At 62.3% G+C, this 25,811-nt stretch carries 23 protein-coding genes; 12 read left to right on the top strand and 11 right to left on the bottom strand.

What is annotated here, in order from left to right:
* Window positions 1-17: 17 nt before the first annotated feature.
* Entirely contained in the window at window positions 18-587 is a 570-nt protein-coding gene (locus tag KY465_RS13795) for an NADPH-dependent FMN reductase (RefSeq protein WP_219202310.1), read from the bottom strand.
* A 124-nt stretch (window positions 588-711) separates the two neighbouring features.
* Window positions 712-1,068 (bottom strand): DoxX family protein, encoded by a 357-nt coding sequence (locus KY465_RS13790; RefSeq protein WP_219202308.1) that lies wholly within the window; start codon window positions 1,066-1,068, stop codon window positions 712-714.
* A gap of 121 nt (window positions 1,069-1,189) precedes the next feature.
* On the opposite strand from KY465_RS13790, the gene KY465_RS13785 reads away from it, so the two are divergent.
* From KY465_RS13785 to KY465_RS13760, 6 genes are all read left to right on the top strand, one after another.
* Entirely contained in the window at window positions 1,190-2,068 is an 879-nt protein-coding gene (locus KY465_RS13785) for a LysR family transcriptional regulator (RefSeq protein WP_219202307.1), read from the top strand.
* Between the two features lie 429 nt (window positions 2,069-2,497).
* Window positions 2,498-3,847 carry a substrate-binding protein gene (locus KY465_RS13780; protein WP_219202306.1) on the top strand — a complete coding sequence of 450 codons (1,350 nt, stop codon included), beginning with the start codon at window positions 2,498-2,500 and terminating at the stop codon, window positions 3,845-3,847.
* A 95-nt stretch (window positions 3,848-3,942) separates the two neighbouring features.
* Complete coding sequence (locus KY465_RS13775; RefSeq protein WP_219202304.1) at window positions 3,943-4,971, top strand: branched-chain amino acid ABC transporter permease; 1,029 nt, start codon at window positions 3,943-3,945, stop codon at window positions 4,969-4,971.
* 3 nt (window positions 4,972-4,974) lie between these two features.
* Window positions 4,975-6,159 (top strand): branched-chain amino acid ABC transporter permease, encoded by a 1,185-nt coding sequence (locus tag KY465_RS13770; RefSeq protein WP_219202303.1) that lies wholly within the window; start codon window positions 4,975-4,977, stop codon window positions 6,157-6,159.
* 2 nt (window positions 6,160-6,161) lie between these two features.
* Entirely contained in the window at window positions 6,162-6,980 is an 819-nt protein-coding gene (locus KY465_RS13765; protein WP_219202301.1) for an ABC transporter ATP-binding protein, read from the top strand.
* Between the two features lie 2 nt (window positions 6,981-6,982).
* Window positions 6,983-7,738 carry an ABC transporter ATP-binding protein gene (locus KY465_RS13760; RefSeq protein ID WP_428983022.1) on the top strand — a complete coding sequence of 252 codons (756 nt, stop codon included), beginning with the start codon at window positions 6,983-6,985 and terminating at the stop codon, window positions 7,736-7,738.
* Between the two features lie 70 nt (window positions 7,739-7,808).
* Here KY465_RS13760 and KY465_RS13755 read toward each other — a convergent pair whose 3' ends face one another.
* From KY465_RS13755 to KY465_RS13745, 3 genes are all read right to left on the bottom strand, one after another.
* Window positions 7,809-8,789, bottom strand: coding sequence for an NAD(P)-dependent alcohol dehydrogenase (locus KY465_RS13755; protein ID WP_219202296.1), 981 nt, complete (start codon window positions 8,787-8,789; stop codon window positions 7,809-7,811).
* A 26-nt stretch (window positions 8,790-8,815) separates the two neighbouring features.
* Complete coding sequence (locus tag KY465_RS13750; protein ID WP_219202295.1) at window positions 8,816-9,775, bottom strand: glycosyltransferase; 960 nt, start codon at window positions 9,773-9,775, stop codon at window positions 8,816-8,818.
* Between the two features lie 183 nt (window positions 9,776-9,958).
* Window positions 9,959-10,843, bottom strand: coding sequence for a sulfotransferase domain-containing protein (locus KY465_RS13745; protein WP_219202293.1), 885 nt, complete (start codon window positions 10,841-10,843; stop codon window positions 9,959-9,961).
* Between the two features lie 466 nt (window positions 10,844-11,309).
* On the opposite strand from KY465_RS13745, the gene KY465_RS13740 reads away from it, so the two are divergent.
* The 4 genes from KY465_RS13740 to KY465_RS13725 all read left to right on the top strand — a co-directional run bounded on the left by KY465_RS13740 (window position 11,310) and on the right by KY465_RS13725 (window position 15,166).
* Complete coding sequence (locus tag KY465_RS13740; protein WP_219202291.1) at window positions 11,310-12,242, top strand: Lpg1974 family pore-forming outer membrane protein; 933 nt, start codon at window positions 11,310-11,312, stop codon at window positions 12,240-12,242.
* Between the two features lie 242 nt (window positions 12,243-12,484).
* Window positions 12,485-13,417 carry an Lpg1974 family pore-forming outer membrane protein gene (locus tag KY465_RS13735; RefSeq protein ID WP_219202290.1) on the top strand — a complete coding sequence of 311 codons (933 nt, stop codon included), beginning with the start codon at window positions 12,485-12,487 and terminating at the stop codon, window positions 13,415-13,417.
* A gap of 128 nt (window positions 13,418-13,545) precedes the next feature.
* Window positions 13,546-14,508, top strand: a complete 963-nt coding sequence (locus KY465_RS13730; protein ID WP_219202288.1) for a pirin family protein — start codon at window positions 13,546-13,548, stop codon at window positions 14,506-14,508.
* Window positions 14,509-14,938: 430 nt separating this feature from the next.
* On the top strand, window positions 14,939-15,166 hold the full coding sequence (locus KY465_RS13725; RefSeq protein WP_219202286.1) for a DUF1127 domain-containing protein: 228 nt from the start codon (window positions 14,939-14,941) through the stop codon (window positions 15,164-15,166).
* Window positions 15,167-15,569: 403 nt separating this feature from the next.
* Here KY465_RS13725 and KY465_RS13720 read toward each other — a convergent pair whose 3' ends face one another.
* Window positions 15,570-15,809 (bottom strand): hypothetical protein, encoded by a 240-nt coding sequence (locus KY465_RS13720; RefSeq protein ID WP_219202284.1) that lies wholly within the window; start codon window positions 15,807-15,809, stop codon window positions 15,570-15,572.
* A gap of 171 nt (window positions 15,810-15,980) precedes the next feature.
* Between KY465_RS13720 and KY465_RS13715 the strand changes: the two genes are divergently transcribed.
* Complete coding sequence (locus KY465_RS13715; protein ID WP_219202282.1) at window positions 15,981-19,220, top strand: PAS domain S-box protein; 3,240 nt, start codon at window positions 15,981-15,983, stop codon at window positions 19,218-19,220.
* Window positions 19,221-19,305: 85 nt separating this feature from the next.
* Window positions 19,306-20,613, top strand: a complete 1,308-nt coding sequence (locus KY465_RS13710) for an MFS transporter permease (RefSeq protein ID WP_219202281.1) — start codon at window positions 19,306-19,308, stop codon at window positions 20,611-20,613.
* Window positions 20,614-20,749: 136 nt separating this feature from the next.
* Here the strand turns inward: KY465_RS13710 and KY465_RS13705 are convergent, their stop codons facing one another.
* Genes KY465_RS13705 through bhcA form a run of 5 tightly spaced genes read right to left on the bottom strand, consistent with a single transcriptional unit; the run spans window position 20,750 to window position 25,594 of the window.
* Complete coding sequence (locus tag KY465_RS13705) at window positions 20,750-21,232, bottom strand: NUDIX hydrolase (protein WP_219202279.1); 483 nt, start codon at window positions 21,230-21,232, stop codon at window positions 20,750-20,752.
* Between the two features lie 43 nt (window positions 21,233-21,275).
* Window positions 21,276-22,241, bottom strand: a complete 966-nt coding sequence (gene bhcD, locus KY465_RS13700; RefSeq protein WP_219202276.1) for an iminosuccinate reductase BhcD — start codon at window positions 22,239-22,241, stop codon at window positions 21,276-21,278.
* Between the two features lie 8 nt (window positions 22,242-22,249).
* On the bottom strand, window positions 22,250-23,404 hold the full coding sequence (locus tag KY465_RS13695) for a DSD1 family PLP-dependent enzyme (protein ID WP_219202275.1): 1,155 nt from the start codon (window positions 23,402-23,404) through the stop codon (window positions 22,250-22,252).
* Entirely contained in the window at window positions 23,401-24,381 is a 981-nt protein-coding gene (gene bhcB, locus KY465_RS13690; RefSeq protein ID WP_219202273.1) for a beta-hydroxyaspartate dehydratase BhcB, read from the bottom strand. The genes KY465_RS13695 and bhcB overlap by 4 nt, the downstream gene beginning before the upstream one ends.
* A 13-nt stretch (window positions 24,382-24,394) precedes the next feature.
* Window positions 24,395-25,594, bottom strand: coding sequence for an L-aspartate--glyoxylate aminotransferase BhcA (gene bhcA, locus KY465_RS13685; RefSeq protein ID WP_219202272.1), 1,200 nt, complete (start codon window positions 25,592-25,594; stop codon window positions 24,395-24,397).
* Between the last annotated feature and the right edge of the window lie 217 nt (window positions 25,595-25,811).

Raw genomic sequence — 25,811 nt, 5'->3', positions numbered from 1 at the left:
CTTGTTGACGCTGGTGCTCAGGCCGCTTCTTCCTTGACGTCCGGTTCAGCGACAAGTGCGGTCAGGACCTTGTCCAGGGCGGCAACGTCCTCCGCCCGTGCAAGCACTCCGTTTTCGGCGTCCCAGGCCTCGGACCATATGCCAACCCCCAGCACACCGCGCAGATCAGCGCCAAAGAACGGCGCGATTTGCTCCTGGCCGCTCAGCACCCCGGCACCGGCCCGCGGACCGGGCGTTGCGGCCAGAAACACCACCGGCTTGCCTTGCCAGACCTTCATGTCGATCCGGCTCATCCAGTCGAAGATGTTCTTCCAGGCGGAGGTGACCGTGCCGTTATGCTCGGCGAAGGAGACCAGCACCGCATCCGCCGCGCCGATCGCGTCGAAGAATGCTCGCGCCTGAGCCGGAATGCCGCTCTCGGTCTCGCGATCGATCGAGTAGACAGGCATATCGAAATCGTTGAGGTCCAGAATTTCGATCTCGGCACCCGGCTGGATGTCGGACTGCAATTGCGCGGCAGCGTGGGCCACCAGGGTACGGTTGATGGAATTGCGGCTGTTGCTGGCCGCGAAGGCAAGGATCTTCATTTGTGTGTCCTCTGGTTCAAATAGGGTCAGTTAAAGGAAAGAAGGCCTGTTGAAGGCTGGACCGGAGGGCCGACAGTGCGTCCCCAATTGGGTCCCATACCGGCAACGCCTGAGCGTTCGGCGATCAGGCGCGGCCCAGATAGGCCGGGATCTGGGCGCGGTGGATGTACAGGATACCGGCACAGATGAGGCCAAGGATGATGGCGGGGACGGCGGACGGGCCAAGGATGAACCAATGCGCCAGTACGGCGCCGACCATCGTGGCGCCAAGCAGGCCAGCCCCGACGACCTGGCGGCCCGGCAGCCAAAGCAGCACGGCTCCGGCCAGTTCAACGATCGCGGTGACATACCGGAACCACTGGCCCAAACCGATCTGCTCATAGGTTGCCACCATCATGTCGACGCCAGCCAGCTTGGCTAAAGCGGCAGCGACGAAGGCGAGTGTCAAAAGGGCGCGCAGGCCGATGGAAATGTAGGTCATGACGTTTGCTCTCGGTGTTCCTGTTGGGGCCTTCTCCCACCAATCGGCAACGCGCACCAGACGATAAATTGCGCAGGATATGCGCGTTGATGCGACATTATGGATGTGGTAGCCCTTGGCCATGCAGTATTGGACAGAACTACGCACCGCCCTCATGCTCGCCCGCCACGGCACCGTCAGCGGGGCGGCGGAGGCACTCGGCGTGCATCGCGCCACCGTCAATCGCCACATCGACACCCTGGAGGCGGAGTTTCAGACACGGCTCTTTCAGCGGCACGCGCGCGGATACACATTGACCGAGAGCGGGCAGGAAATGCTGGATGTCGCTGGTCGCGCCGACGAAATGTTTGCCGATCTGGCCGGCCGCAACCGCGGCCGGTCTGCGACCCTGTCCGGCAATCTCATCGTCACTTCGTTGTCCGGCATCGCCCCGCTTGTGGCGCCGGCACTGCGTGAATTTCATCTGGCCTATCCGCAGATCAAGCTCGAATTCGCGGCCAGCGCCGATCTCGCCCGCCTGGAGCATGGCGAGGCGCATGTGGCTTTTCGCGCCGGGCCAAAGCCCGACACACCCGACTACGTTGTCACCCTGTTCAGGAGTATTCGCTTCGGCCTCTACGCCAGCAGCGAATACATCAGGCGGCGTGGGCAACCCGTCCTGGACGAACTGCGGCAGCACAGCTACGTCGGTTCCCTCGACCAACCGTCTCGCCTGCCCTTTGCCGGCTGGGCAGCGGCGCATGTCGGTGCCGAGAATATCACTTTGAAAACGACCGACCAATATGTTGTCCAGACCGCCGTCACCAATGGTATTGGCGTGGGTTTTATTGCCGAGTACGCTGCGGCTGACGATCCGAACCTCGTGGAGGTCTCCGCTCCATCGCAAGACTGGTCAGTCCCGATCTGGATCGTGACCCATGTCGACCTGCACCGGACGGAAAAGGTGCAACAATTTCTCAAATTCACGAAGCTCGCCGGGCCACAGACGGCGGCCAGTTGAGGTCAGCGAATCGTCTCCGGCATCCGCGACGCCGAACACTGGATTCCGGCAGGAAAACTGTCTGACCTTGTGAAAAAACGAATGGCCCGCGAAAAGCTGATAACGGCCTTGAAATCGCAAAAAACATACGTGAATTCAGTAATATAGACCGATCATAGTTCTGCGCTCTTCGCCATTCTCTCGTTTTTCTTTCCGACCCGGCGTCCCGCTCCCTCCCCGCTCTTGTCAGCGCCCGCCGGCAGCCCGCACCATTGCTGGGTTTGCGCCTCAACCGTGAGCCGATCACGCGCCGCATTCGACCCGGGCTTGCAATCGCCGGCTTAAACCAAAGGCTTATTGCCACCACTCGGACGAGGGTGCAGGCTTGCCGAAGGTCGCGTATGGCCGATCCGGCTTTCGCACCGACACGCTATTCCAGGGAGGAACGTGATGAGTTTCCGAAATCCGAGCCGCCGCAAGGTTCTCAAGATCGGCGCGGCCGCCGGCGTGACGACGCTGGCTACGCCCTATTTCTTTTCAAGGGGCGCATTCGCTCAGAGCATGGACTACCGCAACGCACCCCAGGGCGACTCCGTCACCCTCGGTTTCAACGTGCCGCAGACCGGCGCCTATGCCGACGAGGGAGCGGACGAACTGCGCGCCTACCAGCTCGCGGTCGAGCATCTGAACGGCGAAGGTGATGGCGGCATGCTCAACACCTTTTCCTCCAAGGCGCTCGAGGGCAACGGCGTCAACGGCAAGAAGGTGGCCTTCGTCACCGGCGACACGCAGACCAAGTCCGACGCCGCCCGCGCATCCGCCAAGCGGATGATCGAGAACGACGGCGCCCTGATGATCACCGGCGGCTCGTCGTCGGGCGTGGCGATCGCCGTGCAGGGTCTTTGCCAGGAGGCGGGCGTCATCTTCATGGCCGGTCTCACCCACTCCAACGACACCACCGGCAAGGACAAGCGCGCCAACGGCTTCCGCCACTTCTTCAATACGGAAATGACCGGAGCGGCGCTCGCGCCGGTGCTGAAGAACGCCTACGGCACCGACCGCAAGGCCTACCACCTCACCGCCGATTACACCTGGGGCTGGTCGCAGGAAGGCTCGATCAAGAAATACTCCGAAGAACTCGGCTGGGAGACCGTCGATGCCGTGCGCACGCCGCTTGGCGCTGGCGACTTCTCGCAGTATCTGACGCCGGTCCTGAATTCGGGCGCCGACGTGCTCATCCTCAACCACTACGGCAAGGACATGGTCAACTCGCTGACCCAGGCCGTGCAGTTCGGCCTGCGCGACAAGCAGGTCAACGGCAAGGACTTTGCCATCGTCGTGCCGCTCTATTCGCGCCTGATGGCCCAGGGCGCCGGCGAAGCCGTCAAGGGCATCTTCGGGTCGACGAACTGGCACTGGTCGCTGCAGGACGAGGGCTCCAAGGCTTTCGTCAAGTCGTTCGGCGAGAAATACGGCTTCCCGCCGTCGCAGGCCGCCCATACCTGCTACTGCCAGACCCTGCTTTACGCCGATGCCGCCCAGCGTGCCGGCACCTTCCGCCCCTCCGAGGTCGGAAAGGCTCTGGAAGGCTTCGACTTCGACGGGCTCGGCAACGGACCGGTGCTGTATCGCGCCGCCGACCACCAGTGCTTCAAGGACGTTCTGGTCGTGAAGGGCAAGGAGAACCCGGACTCGCAGTTCGACCTTCTCGAAGTGGTCGAGGTCACGCCGCGAGACCAGGTCGAATATCCGCCGGAACTGCTCGGCGGCGAGCTCGGCCCTTACAATGACGGCGTCTAGACGGCCGTGATCGTAACTCTTTCCGACCGCCATTTGGCGGTCGGACCCCCCTCGCATACAGCGGTCAATAGACAGAGATCGCCTGGTAATTAAGCATGGACGCCATATTTCTCCAGATACTCAACGGGCTGGACAAGGGCGGCGCCTACGCGCTGATCGCGCTTGGGCTCACCCTGATCTTCGGCACGCTCGGGGTCGTCAATTTCGCGCATGGTGCGCTTTTCATGCTGGGTGCATTCTGCGCCGTAACGCTCAATCGCCTGCTCAACACCTCGTTCGACAGAGTAAACGAAGCCAAGGTCGATTTCCTCGGCAAGCCGCTCGTCGAGAAGGTCCCCTATCTCGAACAGTGGTTCGGGCCCGAGGTTTCCGGTTTCCTGCTCGACTGGTCGGTGCCGATCTCGCTCCTGCTCGCGGTTTTCGTCATGGCCTTGATCGGCGTGGCGATGGAGCGCGGCCTGATCAAGCATTTCTACAACCGTCCGCATGCCGATCAGATCCTGGTGACATTCGGCCTCGCCATCGTCCTGCAGGAGATCATCCGGCATTTTTTCGGTGCCAATCCGATCCCGCAACCCGCGCCCGACATCGTTGCCGGTGCGGCGAATGTCGGCGGATTGCTCGGCCTTGGTGACAACGTCTACTACCCCTGGTGGCGGCTGATCTACTTCCTCTTTTCGGCGCTTGTCATCGGCGGCGTCTTCGCCTTTCTGCAATTCACCACATTCGGCATGGTGGTTCGAGCCGGCATGCATGACCGTGAGACGGTTGGCCTCCTGGGCATCAACATCCAGCGTCGTTTCACCATTGTCTTCGGACTCGCCGCCGTGGTCGCCGGTGTCGCTGGCGCCATGTACACGCCAATCCTGCCGCCCGACTATCACATGGGCATGGATTTTCTCGTCCTGTCCTTCGTCGTCGTCGTGGTCGGCGGCATGGGCTCGCTGACCGGGGCTGTGCTGGCCGGGTTCCTGCTCGGCATCCTGCAGAGCTTCGCCTCGATGACCGAGGTCAAGTCGATCCTGCCGGGCATCGATCAGATCATCATTTACCTGGTTGCGGTGATCGTGCTGCTGATCCGTCCGCGCGGCCTGATGGGCCGCCCCGGCGTGGCGGAGGATTGAGTGATGATTGCAACCTTCTCCCGCTCCGACTGGCTGCTCCTGATCGCCTTCATCGTGATCGTGCTCACGCTGCCATGGACGATGCAGCCGATCGGCGCCGCCTATCCCGATCTTTTGCAGAAATTCGCGATCTACGGCATCTTCGCGATCGGCTTCAACATCCTGTTCGGTCTCACCGGATATCTCTCCTTCGGTCATGCCGCCTTCCTGGGCGTCGGCTCCTACGCCGCCCTCTGGTCGTTCAAGCTGCTGACCATGAACGTGCTGCCGGCGCTCGCCCTGTCGATCGCCGTCGCGGGCGTCTTTGCCTTCCTGATCGGCTACGTGTCGCTGCGCCGGTCCGGCATCTATTTCGCCATCCTCACCCTCGCCTTCGCACAGATGAGCTACAACCTCGCCTATTCGGTGCTGACGCCGATCACCAATGGCGAGACCGGTCTGCAGGTCAGAGCCATCCGTGACAGCGCCGCCACCTCGCTGCGCGACGGCGATGTCCGCGTCATCGACCAGTTCCTCGGCATACCGGAAATCGGAGTGCCGATCTCCAACCTGTTCGGCATGAAGATGAGCGGTTATTCGGGCTTCTATTTCTGCGCTGCCTTGCTGATCCTCGGGTTTTTCCTTGCCCTGTGCATCTCGCGCTCGAACTTCGGCATGGTGCTGAAAGCGATCAAATCCAATCGCAACCGTCTCGAATACACCGGGGTCAACACCCGCCCCTACCTGATCGCGGCCTTCGTCATCTCCGGCATGTATGCCGGGCTTGCCGGCTCGCTCCTGTCGATCACCGATCCGATCGCCGGTGCGGAACGCATGCAGTGGACGGCATCCGGCGAGGTGGTTCTGATGACCATTCTCGGTGGCGCGGGCACGCTTGTCGGGCCGGTGCTCGGTGCAGGCGTCATCAAATACGCCGAGCAGAAGGTGTCGTCCTGGAACGAGGGCATCCTGCATAATGCCGTCGCATTGCTGCCCGAACCCTTGCAGGATCTCCTGGTGTGGTTCTTCTCCTTCTTCGTCGGCGAAGGCTGGCACCTCACCCTCGGCCTGATGTTCATGATCATCGTGATCTTCCTGCCGGGGGGGCTGATGGAAGGTTTCCGCCGGCTGCGCCGCGCCTTTTCCGGTGGCAGGTCGGCTGATTCCGCAAAAACCGCAACCACATCGACGGTACAGGAGAAAAGCTGAGAATGGCCGTGGCTGATATTCCAACTGGCGAGACGAGCGAACGCGAATTCGCAAGTGGCGTCCCGGACAAGGTGTTGCACATCGACGACGTGCACAAGAGCTTCGCCGGCCTGCACGCCCTGTCGAACGTCGATCTCGATGTGCGCCACGGCGAAACCCACGCGATCATCGGCCCCAACGGGGCCGGCAAGTCGACGCTCCTCAATGTCTGCGTCGGCCGGCTCCCCCCCGATCGTGGCGCCGTCATTTTCGATGGGCACGTCCTGACGGGAAAAACGCCGCACGAGATCAACCAGCTCGGTGTGGCTCGCGTGTTCCAGACACCGGAAGTCTTCCTCGATCTTTCCGTCCTGCAGAACGTCATGGTGCCGGCTCTGTCAAAACGTGATGGCCCCTTCAAGCTCAATCCCTTTGCCGCCTTTGCCGGCGAGACGGAAATCCGCGACGAGGCGGAGGCAGTCATCGCCAGCGTCGGTCTCGCCGACCACATGCGCGACACCGCCTCCAGCCTGTCGCGCGGCGACAAGCGGCGCCTGGAACTCGCCATGTGCCTGATCCAGCATCCCAAGCTGCTGCTGCTCGACGAGCCGACCGCCGGCATGGCCCGCCATGACACCAACGCCACCATCGACCTTCTGAAACGGATCAAGGAAGGCGGCATGACCAAGGTCATCATCGAGCATGACATGCATGTCGTCTTCTCGCTTGCCGATCGCATTACCGTCTTGGCGGGCGGCCGCATCATCGCCCAGGGCCGGCCCGAGGAGATCAAGAACAACCCGAAGGTGAAGGAAGCCTATCTCGGGGAAGAGCAGGTATGAGCATGCCCCCTGTTGAGACACGAAACGTTCCGGCTGTCAGCTCCGATCCGCAATCGATGTATTTTGCGGTGCGCAACCTGAAGGCCTATTACGGCGACAGCTACATCGTTCAGGATATTTCCTTCGATATCAATGAGGGCGAAATCCTCGCTTTGCTCGGCCGCAACGGGGCCGGCAAGACCTCGACCCTGCGGACCATCGCACGCGCCGGTTCTCCGGCCCTGCGCGAAGGGGAAATCTGGCTGAAGGGTGATGCCGTCCACGCCATGCAATCCTTCCAGGCAGCGCGCCACGGCATCCAGCTGGTTCCGGAAGACCGGCGCATCATCCCCGGAATGACCGTTGAGGAAAATCTTGACCTCGCCTGCATCTCGGGTGAGCTCGGATGGCCCTATGAGCGCATTTACGAGCTGTTCCCGCGGCTCAAGGAGCGCCGCCGGCAGGAGGGCACCACCCTTTCGGGCGGCGAGCAGCAGATGCTCGCCATCGCCCGCGCCCTGGCCCGCGACCTCAAGCTGCTGCTTCTCGACGAACCCTATGAGGGGCTTGCACCGGTGGTCCGCCAGGATATCGAAAAGGCCTTGATCGAAGTGCGCAGCGCCGGCATCACCACCATCATCGTCGAGCAGAACGTCTTCGCGGCGCTGAAAATCGCCGATCGCGCCATCATCCTCGATTCCGGCGAGCAGGTGTTCAGCGGCTCAGCCGAAGATGTGCTGCAAAACGAGAGCCTGCGCCACGACTATCTGGCGATCTGAGGCGTTCACTCCGACGGCTCCGATTGGTTTTTGACCCTGCGCGGCAGCGCGCGAGGTCACGCTCGATGGCTCAGGCAACCACCACATTGCCGCGCTTGCGTCCGGTTTCCACGTGCCAATGCGCCTCAATGAGCTCGGACAGGGGATAAACGCGGTCGATGACGGGCGAGAGCTGGCCCTTCTCGACCATCTCGATGAGCGTGCCGAGCATCGGCCGCAGCACCTCCGGCTTCAGCATCCCCGTGGCCGAAAAACGCGCCTTGCGCGGGCCCGCGATCGCGGTACGCCCCATCGCCCCCAGAAGGCCGAGCCCCAGCACCGGGCAGACATAGCGGCCGCTATCGGTCAGGCTGCCTCTGGCCTTGGCAAAGGACGAAACGCCGAGCGTGTCGTAGATCACGTCATAGCGCTCGGCTTCAGCGGTGAAATCCTGCGCGCTGTAGTCAATCACCCTGCTGGCCCCGAGCGCCGTCACCATCTCAGCGTTGCGCGCGCTGCAGGTGCCGGTGACATCGGCCCCCGTCGCCGCGGCGATCTGCACCCCCGCACTGCCGAGGCTGCCCGATGCGCCGAGGATAAGCACCTTCTCTCCCGCACGCAGCCCGGCCACCTCGCGCAGAAAGTTCAGCGAGGTCAGCGGCCCGTCGCACATTACCGCAGCCTCCTCATGCGACAGGCTTGCGGGCTTTGGCATCAGAACGCCGGATTCGCCGAGGCAGATATGGCTGGCATTGGCGCCAAAACTCATCCCCGTCTCGCCGAAAACCGCCTCGCCTTTGGCAAACCGCGTCACCCCTGCCCCGACCTCGATGACTTCGCCCGAAAGGCAGGTGCCGGCAAGATCGTTGCGCGGACGGCGCAGGCCGAGAAACAGCCGCGCAAAGCGCGGCGTGCCCGCACGCATCATGCTGTCGGCGCGCGTTGCGCCAGAGGCACGGATGCGGATCAGAACCTCGCCGGGTCCGGCGCTCGGAAGCGGACGGCTGACCGGGGCGAGTACGGCCGGGGAGCCATAATGCTGGACGCTCCAGGCTGAGAGGGTTGCGGTCATCGGTTCAGCCTTTCCTGTGGCTCCTGTCAGACCTGTGCCAGGTCGCCGCGTTCGCTGGTCAGTCCAATGCGCGCCGCAAGGTCCGTGCGGGTCTCCCAAACCGGCATCTGCCGGTAGAACGGCGCGCTCAGATCGCCGGGGAGCATCACCTTGCCATCCGTTCCGGCCGCAACCGCCGATCTCAGATTTGCGCGGTGCTGATGAATTCGTTCCAGCGTCCGCGACCGGATGTCGTCCGGCGCCACCTTGCGGCGCATCATCTCGCCGACAGCGTCGCGGATCGCTTCGGGCGACTCCTCGGCGGTGATCCAGTAGTCCGGATCGCTGAACACGTCGCGCCCACCCCTGTTCGGCGTCGAAACGACAGGCAGCCCGGCCAGGAGATATTCCACGCTGGCATACATTCCGCCCTCCTCGGCTGACAGGCACAGGCCGACGCGGCTTTGCGACAGCACAGAATTGACCCTTGCCGCCGGGATCATCTGGATGTTGCCGTCGACAACCTCGTTGATGAAAGTGTGGTGCGGCAGGCTGGCCCGCAGCTCCGCCAGATATGCCATTGCCTTATCGTACTCGGCCTTGCGATAGAAGATGTGCGCGCAGCTTGCGATCAGTGCCGAAAGGCGGTGCCGCTTCCAGGGCACCATCGCGCCATTATAGACGGCATCATATGACGTGACCGATCCCGGCAGCGGGCGGAAGGTCTCTTCGTCGACGAACAGATTGCTGCTGCACAGCACGGCATCGACGCCCTCTGCCGCGAACGCGGCCCGTTCTTCTTCCTCGTTGCACATGAGTATGATGCGATGATTTGGCCGTCTGCGCCGGTAAACCGCGACCGCCGTCGCCAGCATGCGCACGGTCCGCGGCTCGCGCATTGTCCAACTGAACCAGACGAGAAACAAGACGGGTCGGTCCGCCAGGCGCCGGCCGAAGTGATGGGCAGCGCCCAAAGGCGCATAGGGCGCGTGCGCCGTGTAGATCACTGGATATTCGCCGTTGTCCAGCCGGCGCGCTGCCAGAGGCCGATCCCTGTTCCGGTGTGCGATGTCGACCGCGTAGCGTCCGTCAGCGTAAACATATGTGCGAAAGCGCTTCTTCAATGTCCGCATAGCGGTTCGAGCACGCTTTTTTGGAGCTGTATCGCCTTTCATCGCACAGTCAGACGGCTATCCGGCCGCCGCGACGGCCTTGGCCGGCAGATAGCCGAAGCGGGCCATCTGCTGCCCGTGATCACGCACAATGCGCCGGACCTGATTGCGCCGGAGCACCTCTTTCCACTCATCCACCTGCCCCTTGCGGAAGAATTTGTCGGCCGTCTTCGGCTTCATCTGGAAGCCGGTTTCTTCCTCCTGCTTCTGCATGCGTTCAAACGATGAGAGTTCGATTGCCTCGGCAAGTTGCGCAGGCGTCGGGTTCATCAGGAGGTGGCGTGCCAGCGCGCCAAATGTCTTTTCCGGGTAGCGCTTCATGTCCTCGTAGCGCATGACGAAGATCGCCGGGTTCGGCTTGCGCGTCCAGCTCAGAACGTTCTCGCTCCACGAGCCGTAGATTTCGTGGATCGTTTCCTCGGTCATCGGGGTTTCCAGCCCCGCCTTGCCCATTCGCTCGATGGCGACATCGATCGTGGTCCCGAGATGGTGCGCAAACGAGATGGCCACGTCCAGCGGATTGCGCAGGATGTAGACCGCACCGGATGTCACCTTGGTGTTGATCGCCGGATAGCCGCGGTCCAGCACCAGCGCATTGTGGGTCTTGACCAGGCTGATGCCCGGCAACTCGTCGGCGATCGCCTCCTGCACCCTGGGCCGCGCCGCTGCCACCGCCTCGCGCCCGGCCTCCTTCGGCGGCTTGCCGATGATTTCCTCGTAGCGGCGTGCGGAAATATCCCAGATCGACCGCTCATTGACGGCATTGATGTCTCGGCTGGATGGATCCTCGCCGGTCATGATGGCAATGAGATTGAACAGGAACGAGCGCGTCCAGGTGTTGCCGGACTTGGGATAGGACGCCAGCCAGATGATCCCGGCCTGCGTGTGATCCTGCTGTGTCATGGCGTTCCCCCTGACCGGACATCCTCCGGACGTTGACAGGACTTTGACAGATGACCGGCGCCGCGCGAGGTCTCGAACGGCCTGACCCCCACCATTTGAGGTAGATTTACGCGCGGTCGTCTCGCAGGTCAAACTGCGCTGCAGGCCGCAGGCCGGTCGCAATTCTCAGCAGAGCGCAGACTGGCCGGCATCTCTCCCGCCGGTTGCGCCTGTGGTGTTTCTGCAACGGCCATCGCAAAGAACTTGCCCCAGCGTCAGATGCCGGGACCGACAGGTTGCAAGCTTTCGAGAGGCATCTGCCGGCATTTCGCCGTTCGGTTGTATCTGTGCTGATTCTGCAACGGTCGGCGGAAAAGATCTTCCGCAGCGTCAAGTACGACGACAAACACCTTGCTTGTCTTACCTTTGAATTTAATAGTCATTTTTGAGGGGCACACGGAAATTTTCCAATTTTTTGGAGTGACCCATGCGCCCTGTGAAAACCCGCCTTCTTTCCACCATCTCCGGTCTGGCGCTTGCCGCCGTCGTATCCGGTCCGGCGCTGGCCGCCGACGCTGTCGACTACGTCGCGGCACCAACCGGGATCGAGGTGGCACCGTCCGCGACTTCCGCCTGGGTGTCGCTGGAAGGCCGCTACAACATCCACGCCAACGGCCCATTTGATGGCAACGGCCTCCTCGGATACTACTTCGCTGATCTCGACCCGAGCCCCGACGATGGTTGGGGAGGCTCCATCGAACTTGGTGTCAAGCCGGCCGGGATGGATTATGATTTCGTCGGCCGCTTCACCTACATGCAGTCGGAAGGCAACAGCAGCTATTTTTATTCCTATGGTCCGTACTACGGCGACTTCGAAGCCGAGGTTGACCAGAAGCTGATGCTCGCCGACTTCGAGGTCGGACGTGAACTCGGCGTGGGCACAAGGGTCCATGCCGGCCTGCGCTTTGCGCATTACGACGGATCGTTGCGGGCGGGTGGTGATTATTACAATCCGGCCTATTATGGCGGTGGCTTCGCGGCTGGCAACGCCAGCTTCACCGGTATCGGCCCGCGCATCGGCATCGAGCACCGCTTCGGCCTGACCGATTCCCTGTCGCTTGACCTTGCCGCCGCAGGCGCTGCCATTTACGGCAAGCGAGAGGCGGATATTTTCGCCTACAACTATTCGTCAACGTCCGGACCGGGAGTCTTTGCTGCCGCCACCTCGGAGAACGAATGGGTGCTCAACGCCGAGGCATCGGCCGGCCTGACCTATTCCTTCAATCCATCCTCGTCGATAACCGCCGGCTACCGGATCGACTATTTCAGCGACATCGCCACCGATTTCCTCACCGGCCAGGCCGCGGACCACTACACACACGGCCCATTCCTGAAAGCGACATTCAGGTTTGGCGGTTAGCGATCACCGCTGAGCTCGAACCCAGATTGAAAGGCCCCGCTCCGGCGGGGCCTTTTTTGTCTCAGCAAGGCATCTGTCCGGCTTTCCCCGATCGGTTGTGTCTGTGATGATTCTGCAACGGCCATTGGGAAACGCATACACCGATTTCCTATGCAAGTTAAAAATATCTTGCGATATCACCCGTGGAATTTAATAGTTATATTCAAGGGGCCCACGGAAGTTTCCAATTTTTGGAGGGACCCATGCGCCCTGTCAGAACCCGCCTTCTTTCCACCATCTCCGGCCTGGCCCTTGCCGCCGTCGCATCCAGTCCGGCGCTGGCCGCCGATGCTGTCGACTATGTCGCGGCACCAACCGGAATCGAACTGGCCCCGCCCGCGACCTCCGCCTGGGTGTCGCTGGAGGGACGCTACAACATCCATCCCGACAGTCTGTTCGATGACGACGGCCTCATTGGCCTTTTCCTCGACGACTTTGACCCGAGCCCCGACGATGGCTGGGGCGGTTCGATCGAGCTCGGCGTCAAACCGGCGGGAATGGAATATGATTTCGTCGGCCGCTTCACCTACATGCAGTCGGATGGCCGCAGCAGCTTTTATTATGCCGCCTTCCCGTTTTACGCCGGCCTTGAAGCCGAGATCGACCAGAAACTGATGCTCGCCGACTTCGAAGTCGGGCGCGAGCTCGGCGTTGGCACAAGGATCCACGCCGGCCTGCGCTTCGCCCATTACGATGCATCATTGCAGGGCGATGGTTTCGTGGCTTTTCCCGGCACCTATGCCTTTGGCTTCGTGACCGGCGACGCCACCTTCACAGGGATCGGCCCACGCATCGGCATAGAGCACCGCTTCGGCCTGACCGATGCCCTGTCGCTTGACCTCGCCGCCGCGGGCGCTGCGATTTACGGCAAGCGCGAGGTGGAGCTTTTTGGCTACGGCTATGCCACTGGCTACGGCTCGGCAAGCTTCGCCGACGCCGCCTCGGAGAACGAATGGGTGCTCAACGGCGAGGCATCGGCCGGCCTGACCTATTCCTTCAGTCCAGCCGCGTCGGTAACCGCCGGCTACCGGATCGACTATTTCAGCGACATTGCCACCGATTTTCTCACCGGCGAGGCCGCGGACCACTACACGCACGGTCCCTTTGTGAAAGCGACGTTCAGGTTTGGCGGTTAGCGATCACCGCTCAGCTCGAAGCCAGATTGAAAGGCCCTGCCACGGCGGGGCCTTTTCTCGTTCGTCGCTGGATTGTTTGCCAGTACCGCGGCTTGCTGCCAAGATGCTTGCGAGACGGAGACAATGCGATGAGTTACTCCCCCACCCCCGACCCGGCGCTTGGTGACCGCGACACCATCAACGCCATCGAGACCCTGATCGTGCCGCGCGCCGTCGATCTTGGCGAAATGGAAGTGCGGCGCGCCCTGCCTTCGACCAAGCGGCAGATGGTCGGCCCGTTCATATTCTTCGACCAGATGGGACCGGCGGAGTTCCTCACGGATCAGGGCATCGACGTGCGCCCGCATCCGCATATCAATCTCGCCACCCTGACCTATCTCTTCGAAGGCGAGATCCTGCATCGCGATTCACTTGGAACCGAACAGGCCATCCGTCCGGGGGCCGTGAACTGGATGAAGGCGGGCAAGGGCATCGTGCATTCGGAACGCACCTCCGACCAAAAACGAAAGGACGGCCAGAGGCTGTTCGGCCTGCAGACCTGGCTGGCGTTGCCCGAAACACAGGAAGAAACCGATCCGGATTTCATCCATTACGGCGCTGACGAATTGCCGGTCTTTGACAGTGACGGGATCACCGCCCGCCTTATTGCCGGCGAGGCCTTCGGCAAGGCGTCGAAGCTCAAGACCGCCAGCGGCGCGCTTTATGGCGATATCAGCCTGCAGGCTGGCCGGCAGGTGCCGATCGACGCGACCTACGAGGAACGCGCGCTCTACACGATTGCCGGAGAAATCGAGATCGCTGGCGACAGTTTTCCGCCCGGCCAGCTTCTGATTTTGCGTCCCGGAGATGCGATCACCGTGAAAGCGACAAGCGCCGCGCGCTTCATGCTGTTCGGGGGCGAGCCGATGGGCGGCCCGCGTTACATCTGGTGGAACTTCGTGTCCTCCCGCCCCGAGCGCATCGAGCAGGCCAAGGAGGAATGGAGGCGCGGCCGTTTCGATACGGTACCGGGCGATGAGGCGGATTTCATTCCGCTGCCCGAGGGACCAGGCAAGCCGCGCCGCGCGCTTGGCGGTGTGTATTATCCTTGACCAAAACGGACCTTGGATGGCCGCCAGGCGCCAAAGTGTCGCATGCTGGCTTGCGCCCTTGATAAGCTGCACTCCGAAACCGATATCAAGGTCATGACCACGTTCAGTCTTCATAGAAGGTTCCTGCCTAAGGCAGGACGTACACTGAACCGCCGGTGACCCCGGGCGGAGCCAGGCCATCGTGCCTGTTCGCGTCCCGGGGCTTTTTCAATCTCAAACGGATATTCCCGAATGACAATCGCGCCCGCGCGACCGGCTTTCGCTGATCCCGCGAAAGGGTCGACGCTGGCCTGCGAACGTCTTGGTTCAACCTTCTATTTCGGAGCGAGTCATGTTCCCCCCTAGTACCAAGCTGAACACGCCAAGTCCTTCTCCTCTTTCTGCACCCCGCCAGCACGCGCGAAGCCAGCGTAGCTCGGGTCTGCGCCAAATGGCGCGGACCCTGTTCCGCAGATGGCAGCGCCGCCGGATGATAACCGCGCTGCAAGAGCTGGATGATCATCTCCTGCGCGACATCGGCATTGAGCGCCACGATATTCCCCGGCTTGTCGCCAGCTTCAGCGATCGCGAATTGGGGATGCGTCCGGTCGCAGCCGATGTCGAACGTGAGCACCAGCCGCAGGACGAATCAGCTGTGCAATCCGGTTTTAGCGTGTAGCGCGTACGGCGCCGCCGTCCCGGCGGCGGCGCGTCCCCGCAACTGGAAAGGCCGCATATGGAAAGGCCACGACTACAAAGGAACGAGCGGATGATGATCTCCAGGAATCACGTGCAACAGACTATGCCCGGCACGAACGACCTCAGCCGGTGCGTGTCGGCGGGCGGCACCCGCGATACCTACACGGAATGCCTGGCACGCTGGGAGGATGATGGCGGCCGACCGGCACCTCCTAAGCCTCTGCCACAATTGTCTGTTAGCCGGCCAAACCGCGTAGAGTGGTTCTAGACCCGGCCTGCCGCAGTCCGTCAATCTCTAGCACAAAAGCATAGCCTCCTCCGGTCCCCCTTGCGTAGAGGCACCGGAGGAGGCGAATCATGAACCGCGGATTGTCACGGCGGTCCTACTGGGACTGGCGTTTCGTGTCGGCTTTCCGCATCTGCGCCGGTTCATTCTGGCTGGTCCGCACGCCTGTGCAGTTCTGGTTGACCCAGGTCAGCGTGTGCCCCGCCGGATCTTCCGGGCAGTCAACCTGCACCACCTTTCCGGCAAACTGCACATTGTAGATCTTCGCCGACGCAGGTGTCGAAAGCATCGTCACCCCGACCAGTGCGAAGGCGATGCGGGAATATCTGGACTGCATGATCATAATCCTCCTCCTTGATCTGGTCAGGTTATGCAATCTCTGATGAATGGCCGATGAACGGCGCCGCCGCGCAAAACCTTTGCGCCGGGGCCTTGTTGCGATTGCAAACCGACCCACTTTATCCGATAGAATCCAGTTAGATTTTCCAGTGGCCGGCCGGGTAGGTGAATGACTGAGAATACAGAAGGCTCCTTGACGACGCGCTTCGCATCGATCGTCGAACATTGCGAAGATGCCATCATCAGCCTTGCGCTCGACGGCACGGTCACCAGTTGGAACCAGGGTGCGACCAAGCTTTTCGGCTACGATGCCGAGACGATGGTCGGCGTATCGATCACCAAGATCATCCCTGAGGAACGGCATGCGGAAGAGGATGCGATTCTCTCCAACATTCGCCAGGGACAGAACGTCAGCCATTTCGAAACCAAGCGTCTTGCGAAAGATGGCAGGGCCCTCGACATTTCTCTCACCGTTTCGCCGATCAAGGACGAAAACGGAACCATTGTCGGCGCCTCGAAGATCGCCCGCGATATTTCCGCGCGCAAGGGATATGAGGCTGCGCGTCAGAAACTGATCGAGTGCGCACGCCTTGTCGGCCGCCCCTTTCTGGATGCGGTGGTTGAAGCGCTGGCGGAGGCGTTGCAGGTGCGCTGGGTGCTGCTGTGCGATCTGCATCCGCAGAATCCCAAGCGCGCACGCGTCATTTCGGCATGGAGCGATGGCCGCGCACAGGAGTATTTCGAATACGATCTGCAAGGGACCCCGTGCGCCAACGTGCTCGGGGACGATATCTGTTTCTATCCGCGCGATGTTGCCGATCTTTTTCCCGACGACCCGCTTCTTGGCGAGATGGGGGCCGAAAGCTATCTCGGTGTGCCGCTTCGCAGTGCGGATGGTGGCAATCTCGGGCTTCTCGCGGTGCTGAATGACAAGCCGATCAACGAAGAACTCCTGCCCCGAGAGACACTGGAATTGTTTGCCGGCCGGGCGGCAGCGGAAATGCAGCGCCTCGTCACGGCTTCGACCAATGAGCGGCTGGGCCGGATCGTCGAGGACGCTGCGAACGAGACCTATGTTTTCGATACGGAAACGCTCAAATTCATCCTGGTCAACCGGGGTGCGCGCGAAAATCTCGGCTACGCGATGGAAGAAATGCGCGCGCTCACGCCGCTCGACATCAAGCCGTTGATGACGGCAGAGTCCTTCGAGCGTCTTCTTTGGCCGCTGCGCACGGGCGAAAAATCCGTCCAGCAATTCGAAACCGTGCATCGCCGCAAGGACGGCAGCGAGTACAATGTCCTCGTATCGATCCAGCTGCTGCAGGATGACGATCGTCCCGTGTTTTTTGCCGCCACCGAAGACACGACGGCCCGCGACGTGGCCGTCCGCGCGCTCAAGGAGGTCTCCCAGCGCCTCGATACCATTTTGGACAACACCACGATGTCCGTGTTCCTGATGGATGACCGGCAGGAATGCGTTTACATGAACCCGGCCGCCGAACGCCTGACCGGCTATGCCTTCGAAGAGACGCGTGGCCGGCCGCTTCACGACGTCATCCACCACACCTATCCCGACGGGCGCCCCTTCCCGCTGCATGAATGTGCCATCGACCGGGCGTTTCCGGAGGAAAACCAGGTTCAGGGCGAAGAAACCTTCATTCACAAGGATGGCACATTCTACCCCGTTGCCTTCACCGCCAGCCCCATCCGGGACGACACCGGAAAGGCCGTCGGCACGGTCATCGAGGTGCGCGAGATCACGGAGGAGATTAAGGCGCGCGAAGCCATGACGAATTTCAACGCGGCCCTCAAGATGCGCGTCGAGGAGGCCGTCGCGGAGCGGTCGGTGATCGAGGAGCAGCTGCGTCAGTCTCAGAAACTGGAAGCACTCGGCAAGCTGACAGGAGGCGTCGCGCATGATTTCAACAACCTGCTGCAGGTCATCAGCGGCAATCTTCAGTTGCTCATGCGCGATGTGGCAGACCACCCGCGCGCCCAGCAGCGGGTGCAAAATGCCATGGCCGGGGTCGACCGGGGCGCGCGACTTGCCTCGCATCTCCTCGCATTCGGACGCAAGCAGCCGCTGACCCCCAAGCCGGTCAATCTCGGCGGACTGGTCTCGGGCATGGACGATTTGCTGCAGCGGGCCCTCGGCGAGGGCATCGAAGTGGTCACGGAGATCGCCGAAAACCTGTGGAACTCGCTGGCAGATGAATCCCAGGTCGAGAATGCCTTGCTCAATCTCGCGATCAATGCCCGCGATGCCATGCAAGGGCACGGCAAGTTGACCATCAAGGTCAGCAACGCATATCTCGATAAGCGCTATGCCCGTCAGCACTCCGATGTAAAGCCCGGTGAGTATGTCAAGATCGAGATGAGCGACACCGGATGCGGCATTTCCTCCGACATTCTCGACCAGGTCTTCGAGCCGTTTTTCACCACCAAGCCGCCCGGTGAAGGGTCCGGACTTGGGCTCAGCATGGTCTATGGACTGACCAAACAGTCTGGTGGCCATATCAGCCTCGACAGCGAGGTTGGTCAGGGTGCCACGTTCTGCATCTATCTCCCCCGGACCACCCAGGCGGAGGAAGTGAAGACGCCCGCATCGACAGGACCGGTATGCGGTGGCGCCGAAACGATCCTGGTGGTCGAAGACGATGAAGAAGTGCGCGCCACGGTCGTCGAGATGCTCTCGGAACTCGGCTATAGGGTGCTGCATGCCAGAGACGCCGCCAGTGGGCTGGCGATCGTGGAAAGCGGCGCGCCGATCGACCTGTTGTTCACCGATTTCGTGATGCCGGGACCCCTGCGCAGCCAGGAGCTGGCGCGGCGTGCACAGGATCGCATTCCCGGTCTGGCCGTGCTGTTCACGTCTGGCTACATGGAAGGTGCCATCGCCGAGAACGGGCGCGATGATGCCGAAATAGATCTCCTGCGCAAACCCTATACGCGTGACGAGTTGGCACAGCGGCTGCGCGCGCATCTTGACCGGAAGCAAAGCACGCCTCAGGCCACCCTCGCGGCTTCGCCCACGCCTCTGAATGGCGCCGGGCTGAAGATCCTGCTGGTCGAGGACGAACCGCTCATCCGCATGACCGGCTCGGACATGCTGGCCGATCTTGGCCACACGGTCTTCGAAGCCGGGACCGCGCCGGAAGCGCTGCGCACGCTCGATAGCGAGAAGATCGATGTCCTGATCACCGATCTCGGCCTGCCGGGAATGTCCGGCGCATGCCTCGTCTCGAAGGTTCGCGATCGCTGGCCGTCAATGCGCATCGTTATCGCCTCGGGCTATGGCGGACCCGATGAATATGGCGGCGAGGACCTGGGGTCCGATGTCGCCTGGCTGGCCAAACCCTATCAGAGCGAAGATTTCAGACGCGTTCTCGAACCAGAGAATGCGCAATGAAGGCAGCTGATGTCCGCTGCCCGCCCGGCCGGATCGCACGCGCCTGGCCGGCGCCGACAGGCACGCGCTTTTCGCCGCCCTGCCGATGACCGCGCCGGCAACACTGAAGCGGCTGTTCGCCGACGACGAGATGGCCCAGGTCTGCCGCGACCTGCCCGATTCGGCGTGCCGGGAACAGCCGCGAAATCACCGGTTGCAGGTCCTCTCCCTCAGTCTCACCAAGCTCGGCGAGGGACTGGCCGACACCAAGCTCGTCCTCGCCTGGCTGCTTGATGCCATCGGCGCGCCGACCTGGGCCATCGGCCTCCTGGTGCCGATACGCGAATCGCTCGCCTTGTTGCCGCAATTGCTGCTCTCGGCGCATATCCGGCTGATGCGCATCCGCAAGACGGCCTATATCGCCGGCTGCATCGTGCAGGGCTGCGCCATCGCGGCTTTCGGCCTTGTCGCCCTCACCCTCTCCGGTGCGACCGCCGGGCTCGCGGCGATTGGCCTGATCGCCGTTTTCGCCCTTGGCCGCAGCGTGTGCTCGATCAGCCACAAGGACGTTCTTGCCAAGACGGTCGACAAGGGGCGTCGCGGTTCGGTCAGCGGGATTGCCGGAACGGTCGCCGCCGCCGGCGTGTTGCTGCTGGCGCTCGGATATGCGTCCGGCCTGGTTCCGCTCACGGTCCCGGTGGTGGCCATGATCGTCATTCTCGGCGCCTCGCTCTGGCTTCTTGCCGCATTGGTCTTTGCGAAAATCGAGGAATATCCCGGCGCCACGGAGGGAGGCATCAATGGCCTCTCCGCAGTATTTGCGCAGTTGCGCTTTCTGCGCCGTGATGCGCAGTTGCGCCGCTTCATTCTCGCCCGCAGCCTGCTGCTCTCGACCGCACTCGCGCCACCTTTCTATATCGCCCTGAGCGGTGACAGCCAGCCCGGTGGTCTCGGCACCCTCGGGCCGTTCATGATGGCGGCGGCCGCGGCGAGCCTGGCGAGTTCCTATGTCTGGGGCCGCTTTGCCGACCGCTCGAGCCGGCGGGTCCTGATGATGGCGGCTGGCTTGGCGGCCATTGCCAATGCCCTCGCCGCCGTCGCGGCGCTGACACCGCAGGGGGGCGTTTTCGCGGTGCTGCCGTTGCCGGTTCTTCTCTTCGTGGTCCTGATTGCGCATCAGGGGGTGCGACTGGGCCGCTCGGTGCACATTGTCGACATGGCTGATCTCGACAGCCGGGCCACCTACACCGCACTGAGCAACTCGGTGGTGGGACTGGTACTCCTTGCCGGGGGCAGTTTCGGTTTCCTGGCCCAGTGGTTCGGCATCGGCACGGTGCTGGTGATTTTCGCTCTGATGGCCGCGATGGCCGTTTGGGTCGCCAGCCGTCTCGACGAGGTGCAGAGCGCCGATTAGCGAGAAAGGCGACGGCGCGACCGCGCCACTTTCGCTCTTGCTGGCACCAGCAATGCGCCGGGAAAAACATTGGCAAGGCCCCTGGAAGGCATCGGGGGGAAGCTCACCGAGCTTCCCCCGTCAACCACCCCGCCCCTCACCACGCCGTCAACGGCGCGGCCTGATCACTGGCGAGGGCGCGGATTGCCTCGCCAGCGATATTGTGCGGCAGCCGGATGGTCGAAAACCATCGCGCCGCAGTGATTTCACCAGCCCTTGCCACGGGCAGCGCGCCCGCCATCAGCCTGGCGCAATAGACAACGCTGACCGGGTTGTTCCCGCGCGCATCCGCCGGACCTTCCGACAAAAGCAGCACCGAAACGGGCCATATCAGCACGCCAAGCTCATCATGCAGACAGCGCACCACCGCCTTCGTACAGCTTTCCCCCGCATGCACGCGCCCGCCAGGCAGGCGCCACGCGCAACCTGCCGCGCCACTCTCGCGCACCAGAAGCACACATCCGTTCGCATCGGAGACAAGAGCCCGGCTTGTCAGATCGACCTGCTGCGGCGAAACGCTGCCGATGCCGGTTACCGGGTGCAGAGGCGCAACGCGCTTATGGCTGAATGACGTGTCCAAAAGGCAACTCCGATGTCCAAAAGGGCAAGATTGATCACATGCGCTAGGTCTCGACGGTCACCCCCGCTCCTTCGCTGCACGCGCGCCGCACCACCGCCCCTGCAACCGCTAGGTCCTGCAGCGCCACGCCGGTCCCATCAAACAGCGTGATCTGCGCGGCATCGCTCCGCCCCGCATGGTCGGCATTGATCACCGCGCCGAGCGGCACAAGCCAATCTTCGCTGATCAGCCCCTGCTGGATCGCGTGCTGACTTTCTCCGATCGCCACGGCCTGGCTCACTTCATCGGTGAACACCGCCGCTGCGGCCAGCAATTCCGCCGCCACCTCCTGTTTCCCCCTCGTGTCGGTGCCCATGCACGCAATGTGTGTTCCCGGCTTGACGTCGGCCTTTTTCAGAAGCGGTGCGAAACTCGAGGTGATGGTGATGATGACATCTGCCGCCGCCCCCAGGGCGTCGAGCTCGACCGCCTCGAATGGCAGATCGATTTCAGCGGCAGCTTCGGCCAGCCGCGAGAGCATCTCGGGATGCGGGTTCCAGGCGACGAGCTTCTTGAAACGCCGCTGGCGGACCGCCGCACGCAGCTGAAAGGGCGATTGGAAACCGGCGCCAATCATTCCCAGCACCTCGGCATCCTCGCGCGCCAGATATCTGATCGACACCGCCGAGGCGGCCGCCGTACGCAACGCCGTGAGATAATTGCCCGCGACCAGGGCGATGAGCTGACCGCTGTCGGGGTCAAACAGACACACCGTCGACTGATGATTGGTCAGGTTGCGCTTTTCATTGTCCGGCCAGTAACCACCGACTTTCACACCGAGTGTCAGCCCCGCCTTGTCAAAACCGGATTTGAAACCGAACAGGGCGCCGGCGTGACCCAGATCCTCGCGCACCACCGGAAAGTTCGTGGCCTCGCCGCGCGCCATGGCTGCAAACACCTCTTCGACGGCCGCGGCAGCCGCATCAATTCCCAGCAGACGGCGGCAGGTCTCTTCATTCAAGATCAGCATGGCGCGCCTCAATATGCCAGGCCGCGGGCGGTGACCGGCCAGAGACACTCGACCCTGCCGTTGCGGATCCCGACATACCAGTCATGGACATTGCATGTCGGATCGCAGTGACCCGGCACCAGCTTCAGTTTCTCGTTGAGTCTGAGAACATTGTCCGGATCGGCGATCACGCCGTGCTCATCCGAACATTTCACATAGGAAACGTCGTCGCGTCCAAAGATGGTCGGCAGACCGGAATCGACGCTCTGCGCCTTCAGCCCGGCATCGCAGATCGCCTTGTCGGTCTTGGTCTTGGACATCACCGAGGTCCAGATGAACAGGCTGTTCTCGAATTCGTGGATGAACGCTCCATCCGCATCGAGGACCCGCTGGTAATCGGCATCCATGAAGATGTAGGAGCCGCACTGCAACTCGTTGTAGACGCCGGACGTGCCCTCGAAATAATAGCTTCCGGTTCCGGCACCGCCGACGATGTCGCAGTCAAGTCCGGCCTCGTTCAGCATGCGGATGGTGACGCGCACCTGCTCGATGGCACTGTCGATCTTGGCTTTGCGCTCGTCGAAATTGTGCACATGCTGCGCAGCCCCCTGATAGGACTGCAATCCGCTGAACTTCAGGCCCGGGGCCTTATCGATCTTGCGCGCCAGTTCCAGCACCGGCTCGCCCCATTGCACGCCGCACCGGCCCGCGCCGCAGTCGATCTCGACAAGGCATTCGACCATCGTTCCGTGCGCGACGGCAGCTTTCGACAGATCATCGATATTGCCGCTGTCATCGACGCAGACCAGGATCCTCGCCCGGCCGGCCAGTTGCGCCAGCCGGTCGATCTTCTTTTCATCGACGACCTGATTGGACACCAGCACGTCGGAAATCCCGCCATCAACAATCGCTTCGGCTTCCGAAACCTTCTGGCAGCACACCCCGACCGCCCGGCCGAGCTGCATCTGGATGTGCGCGATGTCGGCTGATTTGTGCGTCTTCGCGTGCGCCCGGTGACGAACACCCATTTTCTCGGCCAGGGCCCGCATGCGTTTGATATTGCGCTCGAAGGTATCGAGATCGATGATCAAGGCCGGCGTGTGCACGTCCTCAAGCCGCATGCCGACCGCGGCAGGCACGTTCAATCCGACAATGGGCTCGATCGCTCCGCTGATTGCATTCATGTCCCGACACTCCGTTGGTTGTTGCACCCGGCAAGCCAGGGCAGCTTGTCCAGATCGACGTTTCCACCCGTCACGATGATGCCGACCTTCTGATCCGCGAAGGTCTCCCTGTGTTTCAGCACGGCCGCGAGCGCCACGGCGCTGGAAGCCTCGAGGACAATCTTCAGGCGCTGCCACGCCAGGCGCATGGCGGCGATGATCTCCTCCTCGGAGACCGTCAGAATGTCCTCGACATGCCGGGAGACGAAGTGCCAGGTGAGATCCTTCAGCGGCACCTTCAGACCGTCGGCGACCGTCTGCGGGGCATCATCGGCAATGATATGCCCGGCCTTCAGCGAGCGATGCGCATCATCGGCATTTTCAGGCTCTCCCGCATAGATCTTCACATGCGGCGCAAGCGTTGAAAGCGTCAGGCAGCACCCCGAGATCATGCCGCCGCCGCCGATCGGCGCGATCACCGCATCGAGCGCGCCGATCTCCTCGATCAGCTCCTTCGCACAGGTCGCCTGCCCGGCGATGACGCGGTGATCATTGTAGGGATGCACGAATTCAGCCCCCGTTTCCGCCACAACGCGGGCAAACACGGCTTCGCGCGACGATGTACTCGGTTCACATTCGACGATACGCCCGCCATAGCCCCGGACGGCGGCCTTCTTGGCGTCCGGCGCCGTGTGGGGCATCACCACGGTCACCGGGATGCCGCGCCGTCCGGCGGCATAGGACAGCGACAAGGCGTGATTGCCCGAGGAATGCGTCGCAACCCCGGCTTTCGCGTCATTGTCGCTCAGCCCGAATACCGCGTTGCAGGCGCCGCGCACCTTGAAGGCGCCGGCTTTCTGCAGGTTTTCGCATTTGAAGAACAGTTTCGCGCCGGACAGCGAGTCAAGATAGCTGCTCGTCAGGATCGGGGTGTGATGGATATACGGACCAATACGCGCATGCGCGGCGCGCACATCGTCGAAATTCGGGATGATCATGCCATGCCCCCCTTCACGCTGCCGCAGTCACGCTGGAGCCGGCGGACCCCGCCGTTGCCCTGTAGTAATCCTGTGCGGCCGCGACACCCGACCCCATTTCGACCGGCAGCCGCAGATCCGCCATGACCATTTCGGCGGCCGCAAGCCCCGAGAGCATCATCACATCGGTCAGCGACCCGAGGTGCCCGATGCGGAAGACCTTGCCGGCCACCTCGCCAAGACCGACACCGAACGCCACGCCATAGGTGCGCGCCGCATGCGTGACGATCCGCGTCGCGTCGAAGCCGGCCGGAACGACAATGGCGCTGACCGTGTCGGAATACAGCGACGGATGCCTGGCGCACAGCGACAGCCCCCAGGCTGCGACGGCCTTGCGCACGCCTTCGGCAATTCGAGCGTGACGCGCGAAGACGTTCTCAAGCCCTTCGCGTTCCAGCATCTCGATCGAGACGCTGAGTCCGCGGATGAGATTGACCGGAGGCGTGTAGGGAAAGCCGCCATTCGCATTGCTCTTCAGCATGTCGCGAATGTCGAAAAAGCACCGGGCGCCGCGCGCGGTCTGCAGGGCCGCTTCCGCCTTGGCGCTCAGGGCGATGATGGCCAGCCCCGCCGGCAGCATGAAGCCTTTCTGCGAACCGGCGATCGCCGCATCGACGCCCCACTCGTCCATCCGGAAATCCATCGAGGCGATCGACGACACGCCATCGACAAACAGCATGGCCGGGTGACCCGCCGCGTCGATCGCCCGCCGCACGGCCGCGATATCGGTGCGCACGCCGGTCGCCGTCTCATTATGGCAGACCAGGACGGCACGAATCTGATGCTCCCGGTCCGCCGCCAGCGCCTGCTCCATGTCCTGCACCGCGGCGCCCTCGCCCCAAGCAGCCTCGATGACCTCAACTTGAAGGCCATGCCGCCGGCACAGGTCGATCCAGCGATGCGAGAACATCCCGTAACGCGAGGCCAGAACCCGGTCTCCGGGTGACAGCAGATTGGTGACCGTGGCCTCCCAGGCGCCGGTCCCGGTGGCGGGAAACACCGCGATCTGCGCATCTTCGGATTTCAGGACCCGGCGCAGGCCAGCCGCGAGAGGCTGGAACATCTCCGCAAACAGCGCTGAGCGATGATCGATCGACGGAAAGTCGATGGCGCGCCGCAGCTCCTCGGGAATGTTCGTCGGACCCGGAATGAAGATTGGATTTTGCGTGGACATGGGAAAGCTGCCGATCCTGATGGTGCCGTCTTCCCCACCACCCTAGGAGCCCGCGCAGAAATCCGCAATTTTTTTGAAATACTTTTTCATTTTCTAATACGTCGCGTCCATCTGACTGTTTTCACTTCAAATAATCGAATGTAAAATAATGAAAAACTTTTTCGTTGCTGTTTCGCGCCAACCGTTTTAAAGCTGGGTAAGACAGATCGAGGCACGG

The sequence above is a fragment of the Neohoeflea coraliihabitans genome, from assembly GCF_019334345.1.
In the GTDB taxonomy this organism is placed as follows: Bacteria; Pseudomonadota; Alphaproteobacteria; order Rhizobiales; family Rhizobiaceae; genus Pseudohoeflea; species Pseudohoeflea coraliihabitans.
The sequence above is the reverse complement of the archived record's forward strand: the minus strand, read 5'-3'. Positions and strand labels throughout refer to the sequence as shown.

Excerpts from the sequence above, each read along its gene's own strand:
- KY465_RS13795 (WP_219202310.1), bottom strand. The coding sequence starts at position 587 with ATGAAGATCCTTGCCTTCGCGGCCAGCAACAGCCGCAATTCCATCAAC.
- KY465_RS13790 (WP_219202308.1), bottom strand. The coding sequence starts at position 1,068 with ATGACCTACATTTCCATCGGCCTGCGCGCCCTTTTGACACTCGCCTTC.
- KY465_RS13785 (WP_219202307.1), top strand. The coding sequence starts at position 1,190 with ATGCAGTATTGGACAGAACTACGCACCGCCCTCATGCTCGCCCGCCAC.
- KY465_RS13780 (WP_219202306.1), top strand. The coding sequence starts at position 2,498 with ATGAGTTTCCGAAATCCGAGCCGCCGCAAGGTTCTCAAGATCGGCGCG.
- KY465_RS13775 (WP_219202304.1), top strand. The coding sequence starts at position 3,943 with ATGGACGCCATATTTCTCCAGATACTCAACGGGCTGGACAAGGGCGGC.
- KY465_RS13770 (WP_219202303.1), top strand. The coding sequence starts at position 4,975 with ATGATTGCAACCTTCTCCCGCTCCGACTGGCTGCTCCTGATCGCCTTC.
- KY465_RS13765 (WP_219202301.1), top strand. The coding sequence starts at position 6,162 with ATGGCCGTGGCTGATATTCCAACTGGCGAGACGAGCGAACGCGAATTC.
- KY465_RS13760 (WP_428983022.1), top strand. The coding sequence starts at position 6,983 with ATGCCCCCTGTTGAGACACGAAACGTTCCGGCTGTCAGCTCCGATCCG.
- KY465_RS13755 (WP_219202296.1), bottom strand. The coding sequence starts at position 8,789 with ATGACCGCAACCCTCTCAGCCTGGAGCGTCCAGCATTATGGCTCCCCG.
- KY465_RS13745 (WP_219202293.1), bottom strand. The coding sequence starts at position 10,843 with ATGACACAGCAGGATCACACGCAGGCCGGGATCATCTGGCTGGCGTCC.
- KY465_RS13740 (WP_219202291.1), top strand. The coding sequence starts at position 11,310 with ATGCGCCCTGTGAAAACCCGCCTTCTTTCCACCATCTCCGGTCTGGCG.
- KY465_RS13735 (WP_219202290.1), top strand. The coding sequence starts at position 12,485 with ATGCGCCCTGTCAGAACCCGCCTTCTTTCCACCATCTCCGGCCTGGCC.
- KY465_RS13730 (WP_219202288.1), top strand. The coding sequence starts at position 13,546 with ATGAGTTACTCCCCCACCCCCGACCCGGCGCTTGGTGACCGCGACACC.
- KY465_RS13725 (WP_219202286.1), top strand. The coding sequence starts at position 14,939 with ATGGCGCGGACCCTGTTCCGCAGATGGCAGCGCCGCCGGATGATAACC.
- KY465_RS13720 (WP_219202284.1), bottom strand. The coding sequence starts at position 15,809 with ATGCAGTCCAGATATTCCCGCATCGCCTTCGCACTGGTCGGGGTGACG.
- KY465_RS13715 (WP_219202282.1), top strand. The coding sequence starts at position 15,981 with ATGACTGAGAATACAGAAGGCTCCTTGACGACGCGCTTCGCATCGATC.
- KY465_RS13710 (WP_219202281.1), top strand. The coding sequence starts at position 19,306 with ATGACCGCGCCGGCAACACTGAAGCGGCTGTTCGCCGACGACGAGATG.
- bhcD (WP_219202276.1), bottom strand. The coding sequence starts at position 22,241 with ATGCTGATCTTGAATGAAGAGACCTGCCGCCGTCTGCTGGGAATTGAT.
- KY465_RS13695 (WP_219202275.1), bottom strand. The coding sequence starts at position 23,404 with ATGAATGCAATCAGCGGAGCGATCGAGCCCATTGTCGGATTGAACGTG.
- bhcB (WP_219202273.1), bottom strand. The coding sequence starts at position 24,381 with ATGATCATCCCGAATTTCGACGATGTGCGCGCCGCGCATGCGCGTATT.
- bhcA (WP_219202272.1), bottom strand. The coding sequence starts at position 25,594 with ATGTCCACGCAAAATCCAATCTTCATTCCGGGTCCGACGAACATTCCC.